This window comes from Bacillus sp. Root131 (assembly GCF_001429475.1).
In the GTDB taxonomy this organism is placed as follows: Bacteria; Bacillota; Bacilli; order Bacillales; family Bacillaceae_G; genus Bacillus_A; species Bacillus_A thuringiensis_S.
Map to the genome: position 1 here is coordinate 80,786 of NZ_LMJQ01000007.1, position 25,548 is coordinate 106,333.

Consider the following 25,548-nt stretch of genomic DNA (forward strand, 5'->3'; position numbering starts at 1 on the left):
CATCCCCCTGTTTGTCATGTACTTTCTCTCAATGTTTTCGGAAGGTAAATTGTAAAAATTGCTCCCCCATTTTTCTCGTTTTGAATTTCAATTGTTCCCCCTAGTACATCTACCATTTCTTTCACGTTTGCTAGTCCGTAACCACGATCATTTCCTTTCGTTGAAAACCCTTTTTGAAAAATGGTCGTGATTTTTTCTGCCGGTATCCCTGCTCCACTATCTATCACTTCAAACACAATGTCGTGTCCAATATCCGTAACGAAGAAGGAAACACTCTTTTCCTCTCGTTCACTCACCGCATCAAATGCATTATCGATTATGTTTCCAAGGATCGTAATAAGGTGTGAAACTTTTATATGGTCTGGTAACGGATGAAGCGCACTATCTCCTTCAATATGAAAATCAATTTTCTTCTCGGATGCTGTTCCGATTTTTCCTAATAAAATAGCTTGTACTTTTGCATCATGAATTTGATGGAATAAAATATGGTTTTGACTTTGATGAATATTAGATTCTTGCTGAATAAATTCAATTGCTTCTTTGTAATGTCCTAGCTGAAGTAATCCCGATAAGACGAAAAGCTTATTTGTAAATTCATGTGTTTGAGCGCGTAAGTCCTCAGAATACTTTCTTACCTCAGATATTGTATTAACAAGGTTTTGCAGTTCTGTTTTATCTCTAAAACTACATACAACGCCTACCGTACTGTTATTTTCAAGTATCGGTGTCATGTTTAAAATAAACACTTTATCTTGAAACGCGATTTCTTGATCGCTTTCTAACACTCTCTCCATATTAAATTCCGATAAAACTTTTGAAATGTGTTGCTGCATATAATCATCATGTACATGAAGCATTTCTTCTGCTGATGTGTTCATCATCGTAATAAAACCGTTTTGATCAATAGCGATAATTCCTTCTTTTATAGATAGTAGTATGGCGCTTCGTTCCCTGTATAGCGCTGCGATTTCATTCGGCTCTAAACCGAGTGTATCTTTACGAATACTACGTGCTAAAAGGATGCCACCAACAATGCCGGCTAATAATACTGCTACGGAAAAGAGGATAATTTCTTTCGTTCTGCTCAGTATGTTAGATTCAATACCTTTTATTAAAAACTCTACTGTTACAACGCCTACGACTTGATCGTAGTCTCCGTTATGAACAATAATGGGCGCCTTCGCCATTAAAGCAGGACCACTTTCACCATTTCCTTCAAGCGTATAATAGCCACCAAAAGTGAGTGCTTCATAGTTATATGGATTGTTACGCTTTGTACCAATTAACTCCGAATTAGAATGGGAATACATAACCCCAAAGCGATCTTCTATAATGACAGTATCTGCGCCAGCTTGCTCACGAACTTGTTCCGCAATGGATTGAATCGTACTTTTATGCTCGTTATTTTGAAAAGCATCTTTTATAGCAGGCATAAAAGAAAGCGACTTCGCTGTTTGTAGCGCTAACTGCTCCACTTGGCGCTTCGTATCAACGGACTGAATGTAAACAAATATTCCCGCTAATAGGAGAACAACAAATAAAATTAACGCGATAATTAAGCTTACTATTTTCGTTTGTAATGACACTTTGCGTGATTTCTTCATGCTTCATATCCTTTGATAAAATATTCAAAACTATCAATCTCCTTTTTCTATTATTATGACAAAACGAATAAGGAAGCAACTATTAAAACTCTCCATGTACATAAAGTACAAAAAGAATAAAATTGTCACAATATTGAGATTTAATTCTGTAGACAGTACAATTCAACTATAATGAACACGCTTTCATATATACCTTTTATTACTAAGCAAGAGGAGGAATTAGTATGGCTCAAGTAAAATCAAACCGAGTCGCCGGCAATATTTTCAAAGGTTCTGTCGGCAATTTAATTGAATGGTACGACTGGTACGTTTACTCTGCTTTCGCTGTTTACTTCTCAGCAGAGTTCTTTCCTAAAGGAGATCCAACGAGTCAGTTACTGAACACGGCAGCTATTTTCGCAGTTGGGTTTTTAATGCGCCCTATCGGAAGTTTATTAATGGGACGCTATGCAGATCGGCACGGACGCCGGGCAGCATTAACACTTTCGATTACGGTTATGGCCGGTGGTTCTTTAATTATCGCCTGTACACCTAGTTACGAAAGTATCGGTATTATGGCACCAATTATTTTAGTTCTTGCCCGTTTACTACAAGGGTTATCACTCGGGGGAGAGTATGGAACTTCTGCCACATATTTATCTGAAATGGCTAGTAGTGGTCGCCGCGGCTTTTATTCAAGTTTCCAATATGTAACGCTCGTTGCTGGGCAAATGGTTGCGTTAGGCGTTCAAATTGTTCTTCAGCAATTACTAAGCGAACCAGATATGAAAGCTTGGGGATGGCGTATTCCGTTCATTATTGGAGCGATGGGCGCAGTAGCTGTATTATGGCTTCGCCGCACGATGGATGAGTCGGAGCAATTCGCAAACATAAAATCACAAAAACGCGAAAGCGCAGGAACCGTTCGCGCGCTTATGAAACACCCGAAAGCAGTATTAACAGTAGTCGGCCTAACATTAGGAGGTACTGTCGCATTTTATACGTACACAACATATTTACAAAAGTTCATGGTAAACACAGTCGGTCTTCCGAAAGAAGTTGTAAGCTGGATTAACTTTGTCGCACTACTTATTTTCGTTGTACTTCAACCAATTGCGGGGCTATTATCCGATAAAATTGGACGTCGCCCACTATTAATGGCATTCGGTATTCTCGGAACGTTACTAACAGCACCAATCTTCTTCTTCATGGAAAAAACGACAGAACCAATCGTAGCGTTCTTACTTATGATGGTCGGTCTCATTATCGTTACTGGTTACACTTCCATTAACGCCATTGTAAAAGCAGAACTCTTCCCAACTGAAATTCGCGCACTAGGCGTAGGTTTACCATATGCACTAACCGTTGCGATATTCAGCGGAACAGCTGAGTTCATCGCATTATGGCTAAAGAGTATCGGAATGGAATCACTATTCTACTTCTACGTAGCTGGATGTATCGCGATCAGCTTTATTACGTATTGGCGCATGGATGAGTCATCGAAGACTTCGCAGATTGAGGCGGAGCTTGGTGGTGGGGATACATTAGTTAATAATAAGTCTAGTTAAAATTATGTATTCTATGTTTTTCGTTAATCTGAACTCGATTTACTTTATCTAAAAAAGCATAATTCATTAAGATATAATTTAAAAACCTCTACTTATATGTAGGGGTTTTTGTATGACGAAAAAACACGTATTATCGATAATTGCAAAAAGCCGGAGATTTTGCCAATGTAGAATCCATTGGTACTCACACCATGCGAAAAACCTTCGGCTATTGGTTCTATAAACAAACAAAAGATGTTGCTATGTTACAAGAAATTCTTAACCATAGCACACCACACATCCCCCTGAAATATATTGGAATTAATAAAGAAGAAAAAGATAATATTCTTGATACATTTCAAATTTAATTCACTTAAAATTACTATTTCAATCATCATAAAAAAGACCTTTTATTTTAAAATAAAAGGTCTTTTTTTATAAACATATATGTATTAAGATTTATATTTTTTTACTGTACAAGGAATAGTTACAATGTACAAATCTATAGCATAGATTGTAACCCAGATACCTTTACCTTCAGCTTCTAACTTTTTATCTAGTTGAGACAAATGCTCTGAAACTTTTCTTTTTCCCCATCTTCTAGGAAACCATTGAAAAACCTTAGGAACATTATATTTTTTATTATACCAAGTATTCAATCTCCAAAAAATGAAAAAAATCAAAACAATAATTATGATACGAAAAATATCAGAATATGAAATTCCTAAAACCATATTATATTTTCTCCATTTCCACTAAAACTCAGATAATTTACTTCTTAATTCTAATTCATCCTCTGTTTCGAAACCCTTAAATAATAAATGAATTATTTGATTATGATTAAAAAACACATTATATTCTTTTGATAAATTACCATGAGGATATGGACAAGAAACATAATCGCATAATTTATTATCAGCTTGTTGTTGCTTTCTTCCATAAATCATAAGAGGTTGATTAATTTCTTCTATAAGAGCTACAGAACCAATTGGTAATAATTAGCCTCCAATTGGAAAATAAGGGACAAACAAGGACAATCTACTCAGCTACCCTAAGATTTTAATGGTTTAATATTTTGATTTTCAAGTTTGCCTTCACAAATTCCTGTTAACACTGATAATAAGAAAAACAGGCCGTAACGAGCGATCAATTTGATCATAAAGGTCATACGCTTCGCCAAGTGGAACATCCGAATCATGTGGCTGTTCACCCTGTAACAATTACTAACAGCAAGTAGAAAACGTTTGGATAAATAAAAAGCAAATAAATTATTAAAAGATTGTAACCCCTACTATAAGAAATACTATTATTACTAAAGGAAGAATGATAATCATAAAGGATATTATTATTGTTAATAATGCTTTCCATGCTGAAAATTGGTGTGCTTCCCCTAAACATTTTAAGGAAATAATGATTGTCCAAATTCCAATAACTATATCAATTATGGCAAAAATAAGAAACAAAATCGTTAAAGTTATGCTACTATCCATTTCCGGTGTCTCACTCGTAAAGTTTTCTATCCCAAACAAGAAAAATGAAGGCACCCAAACTAATATAAGAGAATAAACGTAAGGGATATAAGAATAGGCAACTGAGTAACGTGTTTTTTCAAATGTACCTTGTCCACCAAGTTTTTTTGCCACCCAATTAAATAACGCTGGTAGCAAAAAATAATAAATTAAGAAAGCAACGAAGGTACCGAATATAACCATTGAGATTATTGAAACTGGACTACTTATTGAATCCCCCACATTTTTAGAAGATGCTCGATCTAAAGTCTGTACGAATGAGCCTAGTAAAATGAGTAAAAACACATTCTTAGGTTTGGATATAAAAATTTCTTTCATTGTATCACGTGGTTTTATCCAAATGGAGAACCAAGGATTAAGTGCACGTTTAAATTGATTTTCTGGAGTTTCCATATAAAAAACATTCCCCTTTCTTAAAACATATTAAATGCAAATCCCTAATTATCCCAATTGTGTACATATAAATATTAAAGCATAAATAGTCGATTATTTAATTTCATCTGAAACTTAGGGGGAGTGCTTCTTAGCAATTACCTCTATATTTTCTTACATTTTTAACTATGGGCTGATTAGTTACTTTCATTTTTGAGTACCTCACATTCTTTAATACACGGGATAAACAGCTATAATCTTATCATCAATAAGAACAAACCTAATTTCCATTCCTTCAGATGTTTTACCAGAATATAATCTTCCACTTATACATCTTTTATTGCTATAAGCCTCGTGAATGGCTTCCATAAGAAGAATGCAATTATACACTTGAAATGCAACAAATCCTCTTTAAAAGCCTATACGTATTTTCCCTCCATCTTCTATATGCTTACGTAAATAATAATACTTATGGAGTTCTATAATCATATAAAACAAAGCAAACGAAAACACTGTGCATGCAGACATAAATACAATTGCCCCCATCTGTTGTGTTGCAATGCTAAGAATTATATTAGCAATTAACTGCCCCAATCCCGCTGCAATAGCTGCTACTTTTACACCACCAGTTCCTTTCGATGATTTTGATTTTTTTCTTGGTTCCTGAAGTTTTTCAATATGATTTTTATAAAAATGATACAAAGCGAAACTATACAAACCAAATGAAAGAATAAAATAGATGGGAGTTTGTAATTGCAACACTTCATAGGCAAGTTTTTGCGTTATAACCAATAATCCGACTGAACATATGGTGCCATATACTCCTCGAAATAGAGTGTATTGTAATTGTCGTTTCCGAGGATTGATAGCAATCCATATCGCCCACAAATTTAAAAAAACAACTGGAGGAGTTACTATATATACATAGAGTAATTGAAAAGGATTCGCGAATGCAGGCAAAAGAACAAACACGTCTGCCCCCAAAAGGACAAGAACAATTACGTGGACTCTTATTTCATTTACAGGATAAAGAGCCATATAATGTGCAAAAGCTTTCTTATTAAAATTTAGACTTTTTTTCATGTTAATTAAACCACCCCGCTACTGTTGACCAAGTTTTTTTCATTTCCCTTTTAATACATAATGAGTAAAATATGAATCGGTTAATTTTACTAAACATATTACGAGATTTTGTCGCGAATTTTCAAACATCAAATCTTTTTATTGAATATTAGCATATAATCAATTCTAATCATGAAACATTCTACCTTTTATAATGATTTTGGATAAGTTATAAATAGTCTCTACCTATTAATATTGTATAATTCAATAAATTTGTTAAGACCGTCTTCTAATCTCTTAATTGTGTTTGGATACTTTTTTGAATAACCCTCGCACATTTTTTTAAAATAATGATAAAGTGTTTGATAATTAATTATTACCTCATCACCACTGTATAATACAAATTCTACCCCTTCAAATGAATCTCCATTGGCAATATCATACTCATCCAAATCTCCTGGAAAAGTACATGCGCCATATTCCTCTCCAAATCCTACTCCTTCACAAACTGAATTGATTACCTTTAAAAATCTTTCATCATCTACCATATTAAACACTGCTTGTATAGGAAAATGGGTTAAATCTAGTAAATCCTCATCTTTTAATCTAAATTCTCTTTGCATACATATCTCTCCTCGTATATCTTTAATTTATTCTGGAAAAAAAGAAGAGATTTCTCCACCTTTATGGTATCCTCTCCAAGTTATTTCTTTACCGTCAACACCTGCCCCTTCTCTCGAAAGAACTCCATCACTGGTTTTTAATTTAGCGTCATTAGCTGCTTCAATTCCACGGTTAATAAATTCCTTATCACTTATAATTTTAGGATCATAAATGTTGTTTGTGAATACTTTATTTCCATACTCTCCTGTAGGGGTGCCATCCATATTTAACTTAGGCATATTGTATTCTACTGTTTTTACACCTAGAATTTTTGAAGGTGATTCACTGACTATTTTTAATATTGTTTTTAAAGAACTCTTCACTGTTGTGTGCTCCATCAATACCTCTCCTTCTTGGAACAGAGGGATCTATATTTTTAATATGATTTTCTAATTTAGGAGTCGCTTTAAACTTTCAAGTGATTTAATGGTGAATATTTTTGATACTTTTTACCTATTATGGACATTAAAAAAGCTTATGCAGGTTATACATAAGCTTTTTTACTCATGATTAGATATTTTTCAAATGCTACACCTTAATGCAAGTCTTAAAAAGATTAAATATAATAGTCAGGATTTTCATCCATTTTAATTAAAAATTCTTCTAAAGAATCCGCTATTTTCTCATCTTCAGAGTAAGTAGGACATTGACCTAATTCATTTTCCTCTTTAAATTTAATTATTAAAAAGTTAAGTTCTGTTACTTCAAAAAACACTAATGAATCATCATCTAGGTTTGGATTATATTCATAAATATCTTGCCTTAAACGGAAATCTGCAACTGAAATCGGGTCCATAAATCTGTTGAAAAACGTTCTTGTATCAGACTTAAAAAAACCACAACCTATTTCTTGATAAAAGCGTTTCAGTTCTTTTGGAAGTTCCATTTGTAATAAGCTTTCTGCCTCATCTATCTCATCTTGATATATAGGATAGAAAATAGGTTTTTGTTTAGAACGGACACTTCTGTCTGCTACAACATATTCTTTCAAAAAATTAAACATAATTTTTACTACCCCCTATTAAAGAAGGGTTATTTTTAACGCTTCCTCAAGCATTGTATTAAAATCATTATATGTGTTCATTACCGTACCTGATGGTTTATCAAGTTCTAGATAAGTACCGTCTGATAAGTTTTTGCAAAACCACGCAATATTTGAATCCCCAAAGAAAAGATACTCTTTTTGAAATTCATTTTCATACCAAATCTCATTCGTATCTATAAAGCCGCAAATATGTTCATGTTCATCTTTTTCTGTTTCTAGTAAAGGAGAATCGACTCCGTAAAGTACCAATCCATCAAAGTCTAAACCATTTACAGTTTTAAGAAACTCTTCGTATTCACTCGGTAAATCAACATTAAATTTCTCTTTTGCATGTTCTCTTAATCTCTGAACTTCAGTATCCGTTGCGGGTGTATTCAGCTTATAATTAACACTTTTCAGTATATCTCCAATTTCCAAAATCATATTTTTCCACATATAAAAACCTCTTTCTAAATTTATTCCCCTTTAGGGTAGATATTGTATTTTGGTATAGGCCAGCTTATGTCTACACTATCTCCAGGTTGTAAGCCTTTAGTTAATGTACGTTGTGTATTAGTTATAGCTTTATGATATGGGTGATTTTGTATTAAAGTTAAATTTTCAAATGCATTTGTCCCTCCATCATCTAATGGAAGATTATGATGTACTTGCCACCCTATTGGAGGCTTTCCTCTTTTCATCAATTCTATATCCCCATCTGATATACCAGCATTCTTAAGTTCAGCAAGCTTAGCAGGGTCATTAACTAAGGATTTAAGAAAATCTTTTCTCACACTCTTTCGAAGTTGTTCAGCTTCTTCTCGAGTTCTCTTAGAGTAAGTAATTTCATCAACTTTAACATCTTTAAGAATCACATCTTCTCCATTAACACTCATACTAATGGTGCCTTACATTTCACATAGTACATATTAATTACTATAAAAACTTCTTCTTAACTTTGGGTTAATATTAAAAAGACTTATGCGTAATTCACATAAGTCTTACTTTTGTTACTCATAATTAATTATTCGTCCTCGTCTTCAAACTCATATAAGCTATCAAGTAATTCTGCAAAAGATGAGCAAACAGGATAGATGGATTCTTCCATTTCTTCTTCCTCATGGTCCCAAAATACGACTGTTGGTGACTGAGGATTATTTCGGTAATCAAAGCATAGAAGGTTACCAAACGGGTCTCTAGCAAAAGGATATACTTTATCTACCAATCTATCTTTTATACTATTATATGTTTGCAGCATAGAAATTTTTCTCTCAGAGTCTAAGGTTAAAAGATTATTAAGTGAATCTTCATCCTGATTAGGAATATTGAATGTATCTGGAGTAGGATAGCCACCATCATATTTCTTTACACACTCAATAAAATCATTAGGAAATTTAATACCAAAGTACTGTTCTAATTGTTCAATTTGTTCATCTGTAACTTTTTTCTCACTTACATTAATCCATGTAATGTTGTTCATAATTATAAACCTCCCTATTTATCACTATCTTTTCCCCAAATTTTATATCCACCTGTATGACCAGTATCGTGATGTATTTGATAATCTACAAGTTGCATTCGACCAGGTTCCTGATGATGATGCCATGTATAATTTTCTGGTGTTTTCCCTATTCTAAATAGTTCAATCTCTTCTTTCGTGAATTTTGAAGCTAATTTAGGGTCTTCCATTATTTGTTTGTATAGGTCCTTATTGCATCTTCTAAAATGTGTTGTTCTAGTTTTTTTGAAGTCTGTCTCTTTTAAGGTTACCTCGCCCTTAGATTTAAAAATAGGAAATCCATCAGCATCATAAGGTATACCTGTAACTGGATGTTTATCTCCTGCTAATTCACCCATTCTTAACCTGATTGTTTTTGGACCATTCGGGCCTTCATAGGTATAATTAGCTGCTTTTTGTAAATATTGCTGTGTTCCACCTGCAAATGCAAAATCACTTTCAAATTTCCCTGTGTAATTATTAAATACGTTTAGTGTGTTTCTATATGTAACAGAATTAGTTACTCTGGACATACCTTTTGTTAGATTTGCAGTAGTTGCTACCTTCGATACTTTACTTAATCCTTTATCACCAATAAGTCCTAATCCAACTTGTGTTAAAGCATAACTTCCCCATTTAGCACGACTGACTTTCAGCATCTCCATTTATTACATCATCAATAAATGAATCTGACAATACATTATACATCGTACTGAGGGTATCAATAGGGTGCAAAGCAGCGTTCCCCATGTTTTCCCACGTTTCCCAATCTCCTAAAGCTTTTATTCCGTCTATTGTATCGCTAACTGCTTGTCCCGTACCATCTACAATACCGTCCCAAATTTTTTCACCAGTAGATTTTTCAGGTAGCTTACCACACATTTCACCTTCTTCAATTGAATTGGCAGCTTGTCGTGCCCTCTCTTCTGTAATCGCTTGAATTGAAGTTGTCCATTCCATATTCAACCCTTGCGTACTAAATGTACCACTTGCAGGACTAAACCCTTTCCCACTTTGAACTTCCGCAAGACCTGCAGCAATACTAGCTGCTAATTGAAGTGCTGTACTATAATTATTACTAGAGGTCTGATTGAATTGATACAAATAATCCAGCTTTTCTTGCAGTTTTTTCCTCATAACAGTAAAAAGATTCGCCATAGCGTCCATACCTGGGATTGGCATAGCTTGACTGATGGCTTCCATACTTGCTTTCATTCGGTCAATTTCTCGAATTTGTTCTAATATTTCTTGTTCAATTACATCTGTGGAAGCGACTTGTGATTGAAATTGACTTGGAAAAGCATCGTTCTGGCGAATTAACTCTTCACACAGATAAATGATTCCTTGCGCTAAAGGACGAAAGGTTTGTACAAAAAATGATTTTGCACTGCTATAAGTTTGTCCTTGTAGAACAGTATCAATTGCAAAGGCATCAATTGACTGAATGACTTGTTCCATACCTTGAATAGTAGCGTTACATACAGCATTCATGCTTTGAGTTTGGCTTCGTACCTCTCCCAAATACATATTTAAACTCATGCATTGACCTCCCTTGTTAATTGTTGTTGTTGATAGGAAAGGGCGTTTTCTAAATCATTAAGGTCTCGTCTTTCTTTAAGCAACGTTTCTTTTTTGTTTTCCAATTCAAATGTGACTTTTCGTTCAATATGTTGTGCATCTTGATACGTATTCATAAAAAACTGGGACATTTCTCTATCACCATGCCAAGTTCCTAAAATCCGATCAAACAAACGACGATTTCGACTTCTACATTCATAAAAATCTGCTTCCGCTTGTTCTTGAGCTTGAATCGCAGATTGATTTCGGTCTTGTTCTTCAAATACACTTCGTAACTTTTGATTTACTTGATTAATTTGTTTTTCAATATCTTGACTCATCTTTTTCCTCCTACTATTTTACTTTACGTAGGTTGTCACATTAGCGAAAAGTATTGTGAAGTTCGTTATCCATTCTCTCAAATTCATTAGATACCGAATGAATATTATCAACCGCTTGTTGAAAGGCAGCGGAAAATTGTTTCGTCAAGTCTAACATTTGTTGATTCGCTTCTTGTGCTTTGAAGTTAACAGATAATGTTGTACGCGTCGCCTTTGTTATAGAACGAGTTGTTACACTTTGAATCCTATCAGAGGCTGATTCCATTTTCGTAGCAATTTGCGTTGCTGTTTGTAAATTACTTTGAAATTGTCCCATTCTTTCAAACCCTTTCTATAAGTTTTCCAAACGCATCAAAGAAATCTCATAAAATATATATCCCTATCAATATCACTCGCTCTAGGCATGCAATCAAATGAGCCATACAATATAAGCTGTATGGCTCATTTGAAATGCTTGTTATATAGATTATGACAATTTTTATTTCAAACCGAAATTACGTGATAATTCTTCATCATGAGAAGCAACAGCTTCTGCAGTTTTATTCAGCTGCATATTAATTTCTTGTAATAGCTGTGCAAAGTTTTGTACTTTTGGCTTTAATTCATTGAACTGTTGATCAAAACCTTCGAAAGCACGACCTTCCCATTCTCCTCTTAATTCATTTTGCAAGTTTTGTAGTTGACTTAAAATGTCCTCAATTTGATTTGCACCTTGTCCATATCGAGCCGCTTTTGATTTAAGCTCCTCTGGTGACATACGAATTTGTCCAGCCATTTTCATTTCCCCTTTAATACATAATAAGCAAAATATATTTTGGTTAATTTTACTAAATAGATTATAATGTATTATTTTGAACTTTTAAACACTTTATCTTTCTATTGAATATTAGAATATTAATATTCTACTTTTTCTTGCTTTACAAGATTTTATGCAAAAAAGACCACCAAAAGGCAGTCCCTCAAAACTCAATCCCATCCCTGAACTGACCCCATAAAGTTAGACAGGTCGTTTCATTAGGCAGCCTTTAGGGCATGAGTTCGATATTGTACCGGACTCATGCCTTTTAGTTTTGCCTTAATTCTTTTGTGATTATAATAATCGATATATTTTTCAAATTCTTGTTTAAAGTGTTCTATGCTTTCAAAATCTTTTAGATAAAGAAATTCAGTTTTCATAATACCAAAGAAACTTTCAATAACCGCATTATCGTAACAGTTCCCTTTACGAGATATACTTTGCGTAATCTTGCGTTCCTTTAGGGCGTGACGATACTTCTTCATTTGATAATGCCAGCCTTGATCAGAGTGAATAAGGAGTTCGTCTTCTTCTGTCAATTGTTGAAAAGACTTCTCCAACATCTTCGATACAAGTGAATAGGTTGGTCTTGAATCAATTGTATAAGCGATTATCTCTCCATTAAATAGATCTAACATCGGTGATAAGTAGAGCTTCTCGCCACATAATTTAAATTCTGTTATGTCTGTAACCCATTTTTCGTTCGGCTTTTCAGCTTTAAAATTACGTTCTAAAATATTTGGCGCAATCTTACCTACTTGTCCTTTATACGAGCGATATTTTTTCATACGAACTAGACTCTTTAAACCTAATTTTATGGTTGATTTTGTGTCCTTGGTTCATTAACTCATCGCGAATACGGCGATATCCATAACGACCTTGGTGTTCATCGTAAATGTTTTGAATTAAGGATCTTTAGCTCTTTATCTTTATCTGGTCGATTAGAATTCTGTATCCAGTAATAATATGTACTTCGTGGGAGTTCTGCTAATTTTAAAAGTGCCTGCACCGGAAATGCTTTCCTTAGTTCATAGATTACTTGCGCCTTATCTTGTTTGGTGATTTTTCCTTGTTTTGAACTAAGGCATTCAACTTTTTTAAATAAGCATTCTCCATACGCAAACGCTCCAATTCAGCTTGTAATGTTTCTACTGACTCTTCTGTTTGTGTTTGTTTCTTAATTGATTTTTGATTGTCCTTAGTCATAGATTGACGCCCCTTTTTCTTCGATTTAAGGGCGTCTACTCCTTTTTGATGTAGCTGAATACGCCATTTTCTAATAAGTCCAGGTGAAGAAATATTAAAAATGACTGCCGTTTCGTTTGGAGACGTCCCATTTTCGAACATATAATTTAGTACGTCTAGTTTATACTGTGCAGAATACGTTGTATAGCCTTTTTCAAAGGCCAGGATTCCATGATATTCAAATTGTTTTATCCACATGCGAACCACTTCGTGATTCGCTCCCAATGATTTCGCAATATCTTTTATACTCTCACTTCCATCTTGATAATGTATTACTGCATTCATTTTGTCTTCTGAAGTAAATTTAGTCATAAAAAAACTACACCTCCAATTGTTAGACTGTGTCTAACAATTGGGGTGCAGTTTTTTTATTGTTTCTTGCAAGTAAATTATTTATATTCCTGTCTATATAATTTAAACGAATAAATAGCTCCAATAAAAAATACAAAAGCTTCAAATAATATAAAGATTTGACGGAAATTCTCAATATCTTTACCAACTAAAGAAATAAATATAGCATTCATTAGAATTTGAGTAGTAAACATACGAGAAGTAATTTTTAAATAAATAGCATTTGTGCTTTCATCTGGTTTACCAATTTTTTTGTAAATAATAATAAGTGCAATTACTGAACCCAAAAATAGAAGTGCTGTAATTCCTACAACGATATTGAAATTGCCTGTACTTTCTAACATCCATTTATTTAATAGATCAATCATTATTATCTTCCTTTCCTACATAAGAGAATATTTCGTCCTTCTTTTTCACTATAATAAAAAAAGAAAAAGGAAAACATCGAACTTTCTTACAAACATTCGTGTATTCTTACAGTTTTGTCATTTTGTAAATGTATTCATCGCCTTGCCTTTCACTATTTTCTTTAGAAAACATAGTGAATTACGAGAAAGAGCGCTACAAGATCAACTTCCAAGGAGTAGTGCACTAAAACTCTTAATTAATGCAATTAGTTTGTTTTAAAGTAGTAAGTGGACAATACTTCTTAGTTGTAGAAAGTATCGAGATCCCTGTGCCAATTCCAGCGTTTGCTGCAGCTCTATTAATTGGTTTAGGAATAATCCTGCTTTGTTCTTAATTTAAGGAACTCCAAACAGCCCTACCTTTCAATTGATAAACCCTCAAGTGTATGAATGCTTGGAGGTTTCTTATAAAAAAAAGACGCCATAAGGCGCCCCCACAATTGGGTAGATAAGACTTTAGTTTTCCAATCTAAAGAAGTTTTGTATCAGCTCTTTGAGAGTATATCATAATATTCGGTTCATTTATTATGTATTTTTACATACCTATAAAAATCCCTCTATTTTCCACTTAATAAAATGAATTACCAATATTAATAAGATTCAAATAAACTTTTCTACAAATTCAAAACATTTACAAAATAAGAAAAGTGATATATTTAAGGTGCAAGTTATAAAAAATATTAAGGGGGATTTATTATGTTCAAGAAATTAGTAGTTGGAGCATTAGCAACTGGTATTAGCTTAATTGTTAGTGCATTTGGAACACCGTTTAATAATAGGATGCAGGTGTTAGCCATGTTACATAGTAAATTCGTTGAAGATTCGGTTCTGGTGCAAAAATGTTAGTTGAAAACATAGAATAGCAATTTTCTCTTCATTTCTATCTTATGAAGCTAAGCCAAACCATTTAGGAATAAATTCTTTCTGATTTTGGACAGACTTATCCGGTAAAACAAGTTGCCCGTTTTTTATCATATGCATAGATTCGACACCACTCAATATAGAGATTGCTGTTTTAAATGACTTGAATCTCTACAGGATAGGCAGGGTTCTTATCTACTGTTATCACACGAGGTTTAGAAACATGCGAAAAAGCCAAGGCTTTCTTGAAAAAGCGCTTGACTGCTGGTTTATCTCTTGATTTACTTAGATAAAAATCAATTGTATTACCCTCTGAATCAACTGCACAATATAACTATATCCATTGACCTTTTACTTTTCTTTCAACTTAGGTCTTATATCTTTCTGTAACGTTTGTGAGGGATTTAAGTGTCAATTCTTTGTACGATAAATTTCAATGTTAAAATCCGCTTTTTTCTTTTTTCTTTTCTTCAGACCCTCTTATTGATTCTTCTAAACACTTCAATAATACGTCTTCACTTTTGCATCGAATAGCTTCATAAATTTTAGGTCCAATGTTCTCAGGCAATTGCCTAACTGCAACATAGAATCCACTAAACAACATTTCTAATTCACTTGCTGTAAACTCATACTTCTTTAACTCGCCTTCCGATTTGCGTACAGATTCATTCACCAGAGCATTCTGTGTTATATCTAACAAACATATTAAATAATCGTATAAACTTGCATTTTCTTATATATATTCAATAACTTGCAAACGTTCATTAGGAAATCTTCTCAACGCTTCCATTTTTATCTGTCTATAACTCGGAGTGTGCTCATGAATATCTGTTAAAAACTCTTCAGTGCTCATAACTCTTCCCCCTACATACTCATGTTATATATTTTAACATGTATAACTTGTCAGAAATAGAAACATTTATTTAGAATGCTAACGGATAACCATTTTTAATTTAATCCCATAGATGAGGTCTTTTTAAACCTAAAGCCCTCATATCTCTTAATAATTGCCCTGTATGTACGGCTTCATGATACGCCATTCTCATTAACATATCTCCAAGGTTTCTAGTATATCCTACATCTGAGCGATCTATTTTTATATTTTCAAGATCTTCCTCATTTAATCCCATTATAAAATCTAAGAAATTTTTTCGATAAGGTTTTGCAAAATCAACCTCATCTTGAATGGTTGTAAAATCGCGTGTATTGAAAGGATTTGGTTCATCATCGCTATAGGGCAAACTTTTTCTAGTCTTTAAAATTTCAAGATATAAATATTCAGCTTCTAAAACATGCCGTACTTGTTCTAATATAGTCATTGAAGATGAATCAACCCTATGAAATAAAACCTCACTGGGAATAGAACTCCATAAATTTAAACTTCTCCGGCGTACTTCATTAGAATTCATAATTATTAGTTCAATTTTGTTCATAAAATAACTCCCTTTACACTTAACTAATTACAATGCTGTATCATTTTGAATCTTATCTAATCTTTTTCTATCAAATAAACCAAGACTTACACCTACGATTGATGATACTATCGCGAAAGCACCTGCAACTAAGAAGATTGACAAAACATTTATTGACTCAGCCAAAAAGCCAGCTATCATAGCACTAAAAGGTAAAGCTAAAAATGCTACCATTCTAGTAGAACTGATAACTCTTCCGAGCAACTTGCTAGGTACAGTCTCTTGTCGCAATGTAAACCAATTAATAGCTAATAAAGTAACTGATCCTTTAATAAAAATTTGACAGAATACTAAAATTACTAAGCTGAATTGAGAGAAGTACAGGAGCATCTGGGCAAGTCCTATAACAATCCCTGAATAAATAATAACATTTCCTCTTGGAATATGTTTAAATTTACTTGCAAAATAAACAGCCAAAATTGGTCCAATTGCCTGTAATGAAAAAATTAATCCAATATTTATAGGACTCAAGCCTAGATAATCTTTCAAGTAATACATAAAAAGAGATTCTACAGCTCCAAATCCTATATTAATACCAAAAATAACTAGAGAACCAACTAAGATAATTTTCGTTCCAAAGACATATCTTAGTCCTTCAACAATAGGTTTTACTAATTCAGGGCGTTTCTTCTCTTCTTCAGCAAAATCTCTAAATTTTAAAAATAAAAATATTGTTCCTGATAAAAAGAAGGCCACACTTGTTATTAATAAAACATTCGAATTCCCAAAAAGCGCTATTGCAATCCCCGCTACGGCGGGTCCCAAGAATGTGATAATCGTTTCGCTTAGTCTAAAGAATGAGTTACCTTGAATAAGATCCTCTTTAGATAAGATTTCAGGAACTGCAGATTCAAAACTAGGATGATGAAAAGCTGCTAAAGCAGATAAGGTAAAAGCGGCAATATATATAACTATTATGCTGTTATAACCACTTAAAAAAAGTATAGGAACTACGAGTACAAAAAGCGCTGAAGCATAGTCTCCTATTATCATTATCTTCTTTTTAGACATTTGGTCTGCTAATGCCCCACCTATTAAACTAAAAATAACTTGGGCTCCAAGCTCTAATGCTAGTACGAAGGCCATTTTACTTGGAGAATGGGTTAAATCATAAACAATTAATGGAATTGCTATAGTGAAGAACCACATTCCTAATTTACTTATTGTCATCCCAGAAAAAAGTATTACATAACTCTTATTTAAAAAAACTTTAGGTAGCATATCAAATCACTTCACTTCACTTTTAACTTCACTTCACTTTTAACTACTTGACCACAGAGAGGACAATCTAACATTTTTTCCCACGAAGAAACAGTATTAGTTTCTAGGGTTAAAAAGTCCACTTCCATAACTTTCCCTAAAGAAATAGGTTGTGCAATCTGCGTTAAAATTTTTAATGCTTCATTAACAATTGTTCCAGCTACAATAGCTACGTTTGGACTTATAGCAGCATTGTTTCTAGTAAACTCCATGTTATTCATAGCTTCTAATTGCTCGTCTTGTTTATCGTTTAATTGTCTTGCATAATTAATGTGACATTGTACACAACCTGTCTTAGAAGGAATCATAGAAAAGAATCTACCACGAGTATTTAATACTCCACCATAAACCATTGGCAGATTACATTTAACCACACCTTCGTTTACCCAGTTTGCAATATGTAATGTTGGCTTATCTGCAACACATATCACAAGCTCAGTTCCTTCAATATGTTCAATCACATCTTGAGGTGACTCTATTTTCTTATTTATAATTTGAAGATCCACATTAGGGTTGAATTGGGATATTCGCTTTTTAGCCATTTCAACCTTACTATTCCCTATATCTGATTCCGAATAAAGCAACTGTCTATTAAAATTACTTAATTCAATATTATCAAAGTCCAGAGCTTTTATATTATGAAATCCTAATGCTGCCAAATGATACAGTACTTGTGTTCCAAGTCCTCCTACACCAAGAAGTGCAATAGGCGTTTCTAAAATCTTTTCTTGAATTTTATATTTATCTTCTCCGAATTTCGTGAATAGTGAAAAATAATTTATATTCGCTTTATATCTTTCTAAGATGTAATCATTGAGTTCTGGTACAATTGAATTATCTTCTAAATAACCTTCATTTCCTAAAACTTTTATAGCCTCAATAATTTCATTTGAACTAATATTAGGAAATTCTTTTTGTACTTCTTGAACGATGTTTGGAATGTTTCTCTGGCCATCTAATTTATTTATTAGAAATGAGATGCTACCAGTAGGGTCTGGAATTATACCTGCTAAACCTTCTTCTTCACCAATTTGAATTTCTTTATTTAGGAAAAAATAAGGGATAGTTTCTTTAAATTTTGGTTTCATTTTATAACATCTCCTTAATTAATTGATTAATTAAAAAATTAAGAAGAACCGGAAATCCGGTTCTTCTTAATGACTTAACCTGGTACATTAGTAAGTGCATTAGCAGCAACTACTTTTTTAGAAGCTTTTTTTACTTTAACAATCATATGTAATCACCTCCTACATTTGATAAATCTAGCATAACACACAAAAAAGAGAAATTACATAATAGTCTGATAGTTTCGGGTTGAGAAACTTTTTTTTGAAAATTATAGAAATAACTATTTTTAGTAGTTTATTCACCTGTAAAAAATCAATCCATAAGCAAGTTTAAGTCTTGATAGGTTAAGTTTCCATTTGAATGTAATAATTTCCCCTGTTTAAAGGTGCTGCTTATCTTATCAAGGTTTGTTAGAATATTCCTAAAAGCTGAAGATCCAAGACTCACTCTCTCAATTTTTAATGTCTTTATGTTTTGCATGGAATTTAAGTTTTCACTTTGAAGCAAATTTATAGGTAACTCTATATTTTCTCTAAGTACTTTTATTGTCTCAATATCCTTAACTCCAGGAATAAAAATACAATCTGCTCCGGATTTTTTATATTCTTCTGCACGAACGATTACATCCTTAATACGATCTTTTAAATCGCCAATATCTAGCCAAAAACTATCAATTCTTGCATTTATGAAAAGATGAGGCGAATAAGCTTTAATAAAGTCTAAAATGACCTTTTGCTCATTAATTTCTCTTAAATACGTACCTCTCCCATCCTCTATATTTATACCTACCACTTCAAATTTTTCTAACTCATTTAATATTTTTCGTAAATCAAAAATATTAGCGGCATATCCTCCTTCAATATCAGCTGAAACAGGAAGTTTGGTATTTTTCGAGATATTACTAATGGAATTTAACATTAACTCTAAAGGAATCTTCTCGCCATCTGGATAACCTAAGGTTGCTGCGATACCAGCACTAGTAGTCCCAATCGCTTGAAAATCGTTTCTCTCAAAAATCTTAGCACTTGATGCATCCCATGCATTTGGAAGCATTAATGGATTGTTTTGATCATGTAACGTTCGAAATAACTTAATTTTCTCTTTAAATTCCAATTTAAACACCCTTTAGTAAATTATTTTTTTAGTTTTACACTTGACTTTTTTTGCACCTACTAGTTATGTTGTTTTACATAACGGATTAAATTAGATCTTGCAGAAAGGATAGGTGTGAGTATATGAAAATTGCGATAGTAGGTTTAGGACCAAGAGGTATATCAGTATTTGAAAGAATAGTCTCTAATATTTTATCTGAATTAAAATCAGAATCTTATGAAATTTCCTTGGTTGATCCACATCCTCCAGGTGGAGCTGTATGGAGAACAGACCAGTCACCTCAACTTTTAATGAATACAGTGGCTTCGCAAATAACTTTATTTACTGATGATAGCGTCCAGTGTCGGGGTCCTATCGTTAATGGGCCTAGTCTATTAGAATGGGCAAATGAATTAAGGGATAAAATTGACACTTTGGATATGCCCACCGTTATTACAGAAGAAATTTATTCCTTAGAACCTAACTCTTACCCTACAAGAGCTCTATACGGCTATTATCTTAAAGATTCATTTAATACTATTCTTGAAGAATTACCCTCAAATATTAAGATTAACTTAATTCAAGACACATTAATTGATCTCTATCCGAACAATGAAGATTATACTTTATTTCTTAATAAGTCTTTAACACCAATTAAAGCTGAAAAGGTTATCTTTACAACTGGGCACTCAGATCAGAAATTAACTTCAGCTGAAGAACATTTCTTTGAGTTTGCTAATAGTAACAACCTAAATTACTTCCCACCATCCAATCCAGCAGATGTTAATTTAGATTCAATAGAACCTAAAACTCCCGTAATAATAAGGGGATTAGGCCTTAATTTTTTTGATTACATGTCACTTTTAACAAGTGGGAGAGATGGAAAGTTTGAAGAAATTAATGACAAATTAAATTACATTCCCTCTGGTAAAGAACCTTTATTAATTGCAGGTTCTAGGCGAGGCTTACCTTATCACTCTAGGGGACAAAATCAAAAAGGTTCTTCAGAAAGACATATCCCACTATTTCTAAAAAATGAAGTTATCGAGCAGTTAAAACATAAAAATAACCTAAGCTTTAAAAAAGAGATATGGCCTTTCGTAAAATTGGAAGTTGAAAGTATCTATTATACAACTTTAATTCGCAATCTCTATGGAATAGAAAAATCTTGTCAGTTCCTTTACGAGTTTGTTAATTGTGCCATAGAATACCATAAGGATCTTTTAATCAACTTTGGAGTAAAATCAGAACTATTTTTTGATTGGCACAAAATTAGTTGTCCTTATGGTGATAAAAAATTTAATTCAATAACAGACTTTCATAATTGGTTAGATACTTACTTACATAATGATATTAACGAAGCAAACCTGGGTAATAAAAACAGTCCACTAAAAGCCGCATTAGATGTTTTAAGGGATATCCGAAACGAAATAAGAATACTTGTTGATCATGGAGGAATAAATGCTGAGTCTTATAAAGAAGAGTTACGCAATTGGTATACACCTTTAAACGCATTTCTTTCAATTGGCCCTCCTGTTCAAAGAATCAAAGAATTGAGGGCATTAATAAGAGCCGGAATTTTAGTTTTAGTTGGACCTGAAGCAACTGTAGCTACTTCACCTATAAATAAAGATTTTAAAATTAGCTCTAACCGTGTTAAGGATTCGATATTTCATGCAAAGAACCTAATTGATGCTAGACTACCCTCAGTTAATATAAATCAAAGTAAAAATATTTTAATCTCAAATATGTTAAAAGCAGGTCTAGCCTCAGAATTTAAGATTGCAACGAACAATAATTATATTTTTGAAAGTGGAGGTTTAGCAGTGACTCCCCCCCCAAATAGATTAATAGATAAAAACGGTAAAGTTAATCCTAATTTATACTCCTTTGGAATTCCAACAGAAGGCGTTCATTGGGTAACTGCTGCGGGAGCGCGACCAGGGGTTAATTCTGTAACACTCCTTGAATCCGATTCAATTGCAAGAGATGTTCTAGGCTGCAATATTACAATTAATAATGTGTATAAGCAGACCATTAGCTGAGGAATTATTCCTCAGCTAATGGTCTTAAATTGGTTTTATGTATAACTCAACCACTTGTTATAAACATCATCAACAAACTTTTCACTCAACCCTGTGTATGATTCTGGATTAGTAAGGGAATTTATCTCTTCATCGCTAAAATACTTCTTAATTTCATTGTCTTCTAATAAAATATCTTTTAAATCTTTGTCTTCTTCAAAAGCTCTCATTGTTAATTCGTACAATAAATCATGGGCAGTAGTTCTACCAATTATCTTCCCCAATTCTAACATTACGTTCTCAGATACTATTAAACCTTTGGTAAGAAAAAGATTCTTTTTCATTTGTTCTTCATTTACTATTAAGTTTGTTAAGACATTTTTAAGTTGTTCTAATGCGCCGCTTAAAGTTATGCAAATTTCCGAAATATAAGACCATTCAGATTGCCAAAATGTAACATCTCTTTCGTGTTTCTGAATCATACTGTCAATAGCTAAAGTTGATTTTCTATTGACTATTTTAGTTAATCCCACAATATAAGAGCAAGTCATAGGATTTCTTTTATGCGGCATAGTGCTACTTCCTACTTTACCAGAATGGTACCCCTCTTCTACTTCTCTAATCTCTGTTCCTTGAAGGCTTATTATTTCTTCTGCAACTTTAGCTGTAGTTGCTCCTATCATATTTAAAATCATGCTAAATTCTGCAAATCGGTCTCTAGACGTGTGCCAAGATACTAAGGGTTCAATTAGGTTTAAATTTTTTACATACTCTTTTCTAACAGCTAACCCTTGCGCTCCTAATGAAGCTAAAGTACCAACTGCACCTCCCAGTTGCCCCACTAAATATCGGTCTGCACCTTGTTGTAACCTTTCTAAGTGACGACCAAGTTCATCTGACCATATAGATATCTTATATCCAAAAGTAATCGGTAAGGCATGCTGACCTAACGTTCTGCCTGGCATTACTGTTGACTTATATTGCTGGCTTAATCTCAAACATATCTTTAATATTTCTTGAGTTTGATTATAAATAAGTTCATGAGCACCTTTAATTTGCAGGGTAAGTCCCGTGTCAATTATATCTTGTGTTGTTGCTCCCCAATGAATGTACTTACGTGATTCTTCATCACATAAACTCTCGAACTCATGTAGGAATGCTACAAAGGGGTGTCCAGTTTTTTTCATTCCTTCTCTAATCTTATTAAAATCAAGTTTATTTTGGTCAGCTGCATTTGCAATATTAGTCGCTGCATTTTGAGGTATAATACCTAATTTAGCTTCAGCTTTTGCTAAGGCAACTTCTGAATTAAGCCACAATTGTATTAAATTCTCGTCTGAAAAATTTGTTCTCATTTGTTTTGTACCAAACTGGTCCTTAAAGATTTCAGAATCAATTGGTGTCGAATTCATTAGTATCACCTTTCTTTTTCATTAATTTAAGATAAAATATCTACTATTGATATTAGCATATTAATGTAAGTAATTTGTCTTAAAATTGATTTTATATATTTTTGAAACCTAAAATGAAAAGGAATACGGGAACAAAAGAACAAAAAAACACAACAGATAAAAGATTCTTTTCGTAACAAACGAAGGGATCTTTTATCTGTTGTAAGAACCATGGGTTCCCAAGAATCCTTCACCTATCATTTATTCATTTCCTGTTCCCAATTATCAACTTAAATATCCGCTACTCCCTGTTCCAATGGCTACACATCTCCTTTTGTTACTGTAGCTTGTTCATATAACGTGTTTAACGATGTTATTCCCCATAAAGAAAAAGATAATCCACTTAAAATTGTAATCTCGATGACAGTTTTCCCCTTACCTTATATAACGTAGAAAGCTGAAAAAGTACTTGTTATATTGTTATTATTCCTTCATACTCGTCTCTACATAGTCTAAATTCAATTCATTAAATTCTTCTAATGTATCTAACGCTCTAACGTATTCTATGGGGGTATTTCCTTCTTTGTTGGATAATAGCTTGTTGTATTTTCCCATCTGTTTGCAATTTTTCGACAGCAATGTCTCATACGATATGAAAAACTCTACTAGGGTGTCTTTTACCCAATATTCAAAAGGTTACATGTGTTTGCTGACTAAAAATTATTTCCTTATAAAGGATAGAATCACAATAATTATGCATATAATTCCGCCTAAAAGCTTGTCCTATTTCAGTGATTTTGTCTAAAAAATTTTGCGTATTTTTTTAACTGTGTTCCTTTAAAATTTCTCATTTCTCATGAGTCTGTTCAGTTTTTTAAAGTGTAACTTTGTTTAAAAAGCTTTGCAACAGAATTACTACCAGTAACACTCGTCATATAATTAATAATTTGTTGTATATATTCAATATTAATAATAGGCCATTGAATACCTAATAATTTTAGTGTTTTTTGAGTTTCAGTCGAATCAAGATTTATTGGTTTATAACAATTATCTTTTGGTTCTTCAAATGTCATGAGGTTTTGAATATCTTCCTGTTTCTTTTTATCTTTAGAAAGTTCTAAAATAAATTGTTGATACTCTGTTTCAGAAATTACTTTAATTGGATATCCCATTGAATTTAGTAATTTTACAAGTACATTTAAATTTAACGTAAGATGATTGTATATATGATTTACGCAATTTTTGCTATTTTCATGTATTTCATTTGAAGTTACAAACCCTGTGATAATTTTGCTGCAATAATCTACAGGTGTAAACTCAACTTCACTTGATAATAATACATCTGTCACGATACCATATTGTAATATAAATTTTAATTTGCTCATAAATGCATTTTCGGTGAAGTTATATTGATGTTGTCCATCAATATATCTATTTGTAAGATTTCCTACTCTATAAATAGTAGCATCTGTTCCCGTTAATATTGCCTTGAATATTTCATATTCCGCCAAAAATTTACTTTTCACATACACATTATCTTTGTAATTTTGTTTTACATAAAAATCGCTTTCTTTAAATATTGTTTCCGTTTCATTTAATACAAATTGTCCGGCTACACCAGTTGTAGATATATGATGTAAATCCTTAGTATCACCAACAAATGCAAGAAGTTCTTTTACCGCCTGGACATTTGCTCTTTCAAATTCACTATACTCGCCAAAATGTTTTGTTAAAGCTGCAGCATGAATAACAGTTGATATTTGTTGATGAAGCTCCTTATATAATTCGTTTTCTAATCCCATATTTTGTTTAGCTAAATCACCTTGTACAATAAAGATACGTTGATTTACTAAAGATTGATAGCTTACAAATTTATTTTTAAAATAAAATTTTAACATGTGTAATAAACGATTATTTGCCTCTTGTTTATTTTCCCCACGAACTAAACAATATATCTTACATTCTGTAGTATCCAATAGTTGTTCTAGTAGGTGAATACCTAAGAATCCTGTAGCACCTGTTAAAAGTATTTTGCTATTATTACTAAATTCGTGTCTTTTTGTTTTCTTTAGCTTCTTTGGAGGAGTTGTCAATTTAATATCTAATGTATCTGAATGTGAATTTACTTTATATCCATATTGAATTTTTTTAGCTATATTATTAATTGTTTTTAATTCAAAGTAATCTTTAATAGTTACATTCCAACCTTCAGAAAATGTTTTTACTAAAGTACTCATAATTTTTAAAGAGTGCCCACCTAGATCAAAAAAATTATCATTTATCCCAATGACAGAGGAGTCAATCCCTAATACCTCTGACCAAATTTCTACCATTTTTTGCTCTACTCTATTCCGAGGTGCTATATATCCATCGTTCGTTTGTATAATAGAGGCCCATGCAGGTAA

Annotated in this window: 26 protein-coding genes and 5 pseudogenes; 4 read left to right on the forward strand and 27 right to left on the reverse strand. The window is 32.8% G+C overall.

What is annotated here, in order from left to right:
- Window positions 1–14: 14 nt before the first annotated feature.
- Entirely contained in the window at window positions 15–1,604 is a 1,590-nt protein-coding gene (locus ASE54_RS18955) for a sensor histidine kinase (protein WP_000749616.1), read from the reverse strand.
- 224 nt (window positions 1,605–1,828) lie between these two features.
- Here ASE54_RS18955 and ASE54_RS18960 point away from each other — a divergent pair, with 224 nt between their 5' ends.
- Both ASE54_RS18960 and ASE54_RS18965 read left to right on the forward strand, forming a co-directional pair.
- Window positions 1,829–3,151, forward strand: coding sequence for an MFS transporter (locus tag ASE54_RS18960; RefSeq protein WP_000079858.1), 1,323 nt, complete (start codon window positions 1,829–1,831; stop codon window positions 3,149–3,151).
- Between the two features lie 131 nt (window positions 3,152–3,282).
- A pseudogene (locus ASE54_RS18965) lies at window positions 3,283–3,498 on the forward strand (integrase); the annotation flags it as partial.
- Window positions 3,499–3,582: 84 nt separating this feature from the next.
- On the opposite strand, the gene ASE54_RS18970 reads toward ASE54_RS18965, so the two are convergent.
- The 18 genes and pseudogenes from ASE54_RS18970 to ASE54_RS19050 form a co-directional block, all read right to left on the reverse strand.
- Complete coding sequence (locus ASE54_RS18970) at window positions 3,583–3,864, reverse strand: hypothetical protein (protein WP_000242738.1); 282 nt, start codon at window positions 3,862–3,864, stop codon at window positions 3,583–3,585.
- Window positions 3,865–3,885: 21 nt separating this feature from the next.
- On the reverse strand, window positions 3,886–4,119 hold the full coding sequence (locus ASE54_RS18975) for a DUF4176 domain-containing protein (RefSeq protein ID WP_073990571.1): 234 nt from the start codon (window positions 4,117–4,119) through the stop codon (window positions 3,886–3,888).
- 62 nt (window positions 4,120–4,181) lie between these two features.
- On the reverse strand, window positions 4,182–4,328 hold the full coding sequence (locus ASE54_RS36125) for a hypothetical protein (RefSeq protein ID WP_000620647.1): 147 nt from the start codon (window positions 4,326–4,328) through the stop codon (window positions 4,182–4,184).
- Window positions 4,329–4,401: 73 nt separating this feature from the next.
- Window positions 4,402–5,052 carry a Yip1 family protein gene (locus tag ASE54_RS18980; RefSeq protein ID WP_000449709.1) on the reverse strand — a complete coding sequence of 217 codons (651 nt, stop codon included), beginning with the start codon at window positions 5,050–5,052 and terminating at the stop codon, window positions 4,402–4,404.
- 390 nt (window positions 5,053–5,442) lie between these two features.
- Window positions 5,443–6,114, reverse strand: a complete 672-nt coding sequence (locus ASE54_RS18985; RefSeq protein WP_000749340.1) for a hypothetical protein — start codon at window positions 6,112–6,114, stop codon at window positions 5,443–5,445.
- Window positions 6,115–6,335: 221 nt separating this feature from the next.
- On the reverse strand, window positions 6,336–6,716 hold the full coding sequence (gene cdiI, locus ASE54_RS18990; RefSeq protein ID WP_001188529.1) for a ribonuclease toxin immunity protein CdiI: 381 nt from the start codon (window positions 6,714–6,716) through the stop codon (window positions 6,336–6,338).
- A gap of 27 nt (window positions 6,717–6,743) precedes the next feature.
- Complete coding sequence (locus ASE54_RS18995; RefSeq protein WP_001999206.1) at window positions 6,744–7,094, reverse strand: CdiA family toxin C-terminal domain-containing protein; 351 nt, start codon at window positions 7,092–7,094, stop codon at window positions 6,744–6,746.
- Window positions 7,095–7,312: 218 nt separating this feature from the next.
- Entirely contained in the window at window positions 7,313–7,759 is a 447-nt protein-coding gene (locus ASE54_RS19000) for an SMI1/KNR4 family protein (protein WP_000481678.1), read from the reverse strand.
- An 18-nt stretch (window positions 7,760–7,777) separates the two neighbouring features.
- Window positions 7,778–8,236 (reverse strand): YrhA family protein, encoded by a 459-nt coding sequence (locus ASE54_RS19005; RefSeq protein WP_000265801.1) that lies wholly within the window; start codon window positions 8,234–8,236, stop codon window positions 7,778–7,780.
- A gap of 20 nt (window positions 8,237–8,256) precedes the next feature.
- Window positions 8,257–8,676, reverse strand: a complete 420-nt coding sequence (locus ASE54_RS19010; protein WP_000115646.1) for an HNH endonuclease signature motif containing protein — start codon at window positions 8,674–8,676, stop codon at window positions 8,257–8,259.
- 128 nt (window positions 8,677–8,804) lie between these two features.
- Window positions 8,805–9,260: an SMI1/KNR4 family protein gene (locus ASE54_RS19015; protein WP_001060034.1), complete on the reverse strand. Its 456-nt coding sequence runs from the start codon at window positions 9,258–9,260 to the stop codon at window positions 8,805–8,807.
- A gap of 14 nt (window positions 9,261–9,274) precedes the next feature.
- Window positions 9,275–10,817, reverse strand: a pseudogene (locus ASE54_RS19020) (HNH endonuclease).
- Window positions 10,814–11,176 carry a DUF3958 family protein gene (locus ASE54_RS19025; RefSeq protein ID WP_000076127.1) on the reverse strand — a complete coding sequence of 121 codons (363 nt, stop codon included), beginning with the start codon at window positions 11,174–11,176 and terminating at the stop codon, window positions 10,814–10,816. The pseudogene ASE54_RS19020 and the gene ASE54_RS19025 overlap by 4 nt, the downstream one beginning before the upstream one ends.
- Window positions 11,177–11,216: 40 nt before the next feature.
- Window positions 11,217–11,492: a TIGR04197 family type VII secretion effector gene (locus ASE54_RS19030; protein ID WP_000529661.1), complete on the reverse strand. Its 276-nt coding sequence runs from the start codon at window positions 11,490–11,492 to the stop codon at window positions 11,217–11,219.
- A 162-nt stretch (window positions 11,493–11,654) separates the two neighbouring features.
- Window positions 11,655–11,951, reverse strand: coding sequence for a WXG100 family type VII secretion target (locus ASE54_RS19035; protein WP_000918588.1), 297 nt, complete (start codon window positions 11,949–11,951; stop codon window positions 11,655–11,657).
- Window positions 11,952–12,062: 111 nt separating this feature from the next.
- A pseudogene (locus tag ASE54_RS37615) lies at window positions 12,063–12,155 on the reverse strand (ornithine cyclodeaminase); the annotation flags it as partial.
- A 35-nt stretch (window positions 12,156–12,190) separates the two neighbouring features.
- Window positions 12,191–13,529, reverse strand: a pseudogene (locus ASE54_RS35875) (IS3 family transposase).
- Window positions 13,530–13,606: 77 nt separating this feature from the next.
- On the reverse strand, window positions 13,607–13,936 hold the full coding sequence (locus ASE54_RS19050; RefSeq protein ID WP_000566275.1) for a hypothetical protein: 330 nt from the start codon (window positions 13,934–13,936) through the stop codon (window positions 13,607–13,609).
- 735 nt (window positions 13,937–14,671) lie between these two features.
- Here ASE54_RS19050 and ASE54_RS36440 point away from each other — a divergent pair.
- Window positions 14,672–14,821, forward strand: coding sequence for a hypothetical protein (locus ASE54_RS36440; protein WP_000473828.1), 150 nt, complete (start codon window positions 14,672–14,674; stop codon window positions 14,819–14,821).
- A gap of 39 nt (window positions 14,822–14,860) precedes the next feature.
- Here ASE54_RS36440 and ASE54_RS34855 read toward each other — a convergent pair.
- The 6 genes and pseudogenes from ASE54_RS34855 to ASE54_RS19080 form a co-directional block, all read right to left on the reverse strand.
- A pseudogene (locus ASE54_RS34855) lies at window positions 14,861–15,194 on the reverse strand (DDE-type integrase/transposase/recombinase); the annotation flags it as partial.
- Between the two features lie 81 nt (window positions 15,195–15,275).
- On the reverse strand, window positions 15,276–15,509 hold the full coding sequence (locus ASE54_RS19060; RefSeq protein WP_001005923.1) for a hypothetical protein: 234 nt from the start codon (window positions 15,507–15,509) through the stop codon (window positions 15,276–15,278).
- Between the two features lie 280 nt (window positions 15,510–15,789).
- Window positions 15,790–16,269: a DinB family protein gene (locus ASE54_RS19065; protein WP_001033113.1), complete on the reverse strand. Its 480-nt coding sequence runs from the start codon at window positions 16,267–16,269 to the stop codon at window positions 15,790–15,792.
- Between the two features lie 27 nt (window positions 16,270–16,296).
- A complete protein-coding gene (locus ASE54_RS19070; protein WP_000937090.1) occupies window positions 16,297–17,529 on the reverse strand; it encodes an MFS transporter in 1,233 nt (410 codons plus the stop codon).
- 11 nt (window positions 17,530–17,540) lie between these two features.
- Window positions 17,541–18,656, reverse strand: coding sequence for a ThiF family adenylyltransferase (locus tag ASE54_RS19075; protein ID WP_000802792.1), 1,116 nt, complete (start codon window positions 18,654–18,656; stop codon window positions 17,541–17,543).
- Between the two features lie 292 nt (window positions 18,657–18,948).
- Complete coding sequence (locus tag ASE54_RS19080; protein ID WP_000394562.1) at window positions 18,949–19,749, reverse strand: isocitrate lyase/phosphoenolpyruvate mutase family protein; 801 nt, start codon at window positions 19,747–19,749, stop codon at window positions 18,949–18,951.
- A gap of 122 nt (window positions 19,750–19,871) precedes the next feature.
- Between ASE54_RS19080 and ASE54_RS19085 the strand changes: the two genes are divergently transcribed.
- Window positions 19,872–21,773 (forward strand): FAD/NAD(P)-binding protein, encoded by a 1,902-nt coding sequence (locus ASE54_RS19085; RefSeq protein WP_000684559.1) that lies wholly within the window; start codon window positions 19,872–19,874, stop codon window positions 21,771–21,773.
- A 35-nt stretch (window positions 21,774–21,808) separates the two neighbouring features.
- Here ASE54_RS19085 and purB read toward each other — a convergent pair whose 3' ends face one another.
- Together purB and ASE54_RS19095 are read right to left on the reverse strand one after the other, a co-directional pair.
- Window positions 21,809–23,164: an adenylosuccinate lyase gene (gene purB, locus ASE54_RS19090; protein ID WP_001089379.1), complete on the reverse strand. Its 1,356-nt coding sequence runs from the start codon at window positions 23,162–23,164 to the stop codon at window positions 21,809–21,811.
- Window positions 23,165–24,009: 845 nt separating this feature from the next.
- Window positions 24,010–25,548, reverse strand: a 1,539-nt coding sequence (locus tag ASE54_RS19095) for a thioester reductase domain-containing protein (RefSeq protein WP_235567852.1), incomplete at its 5' end; no start/stop codon positions are given.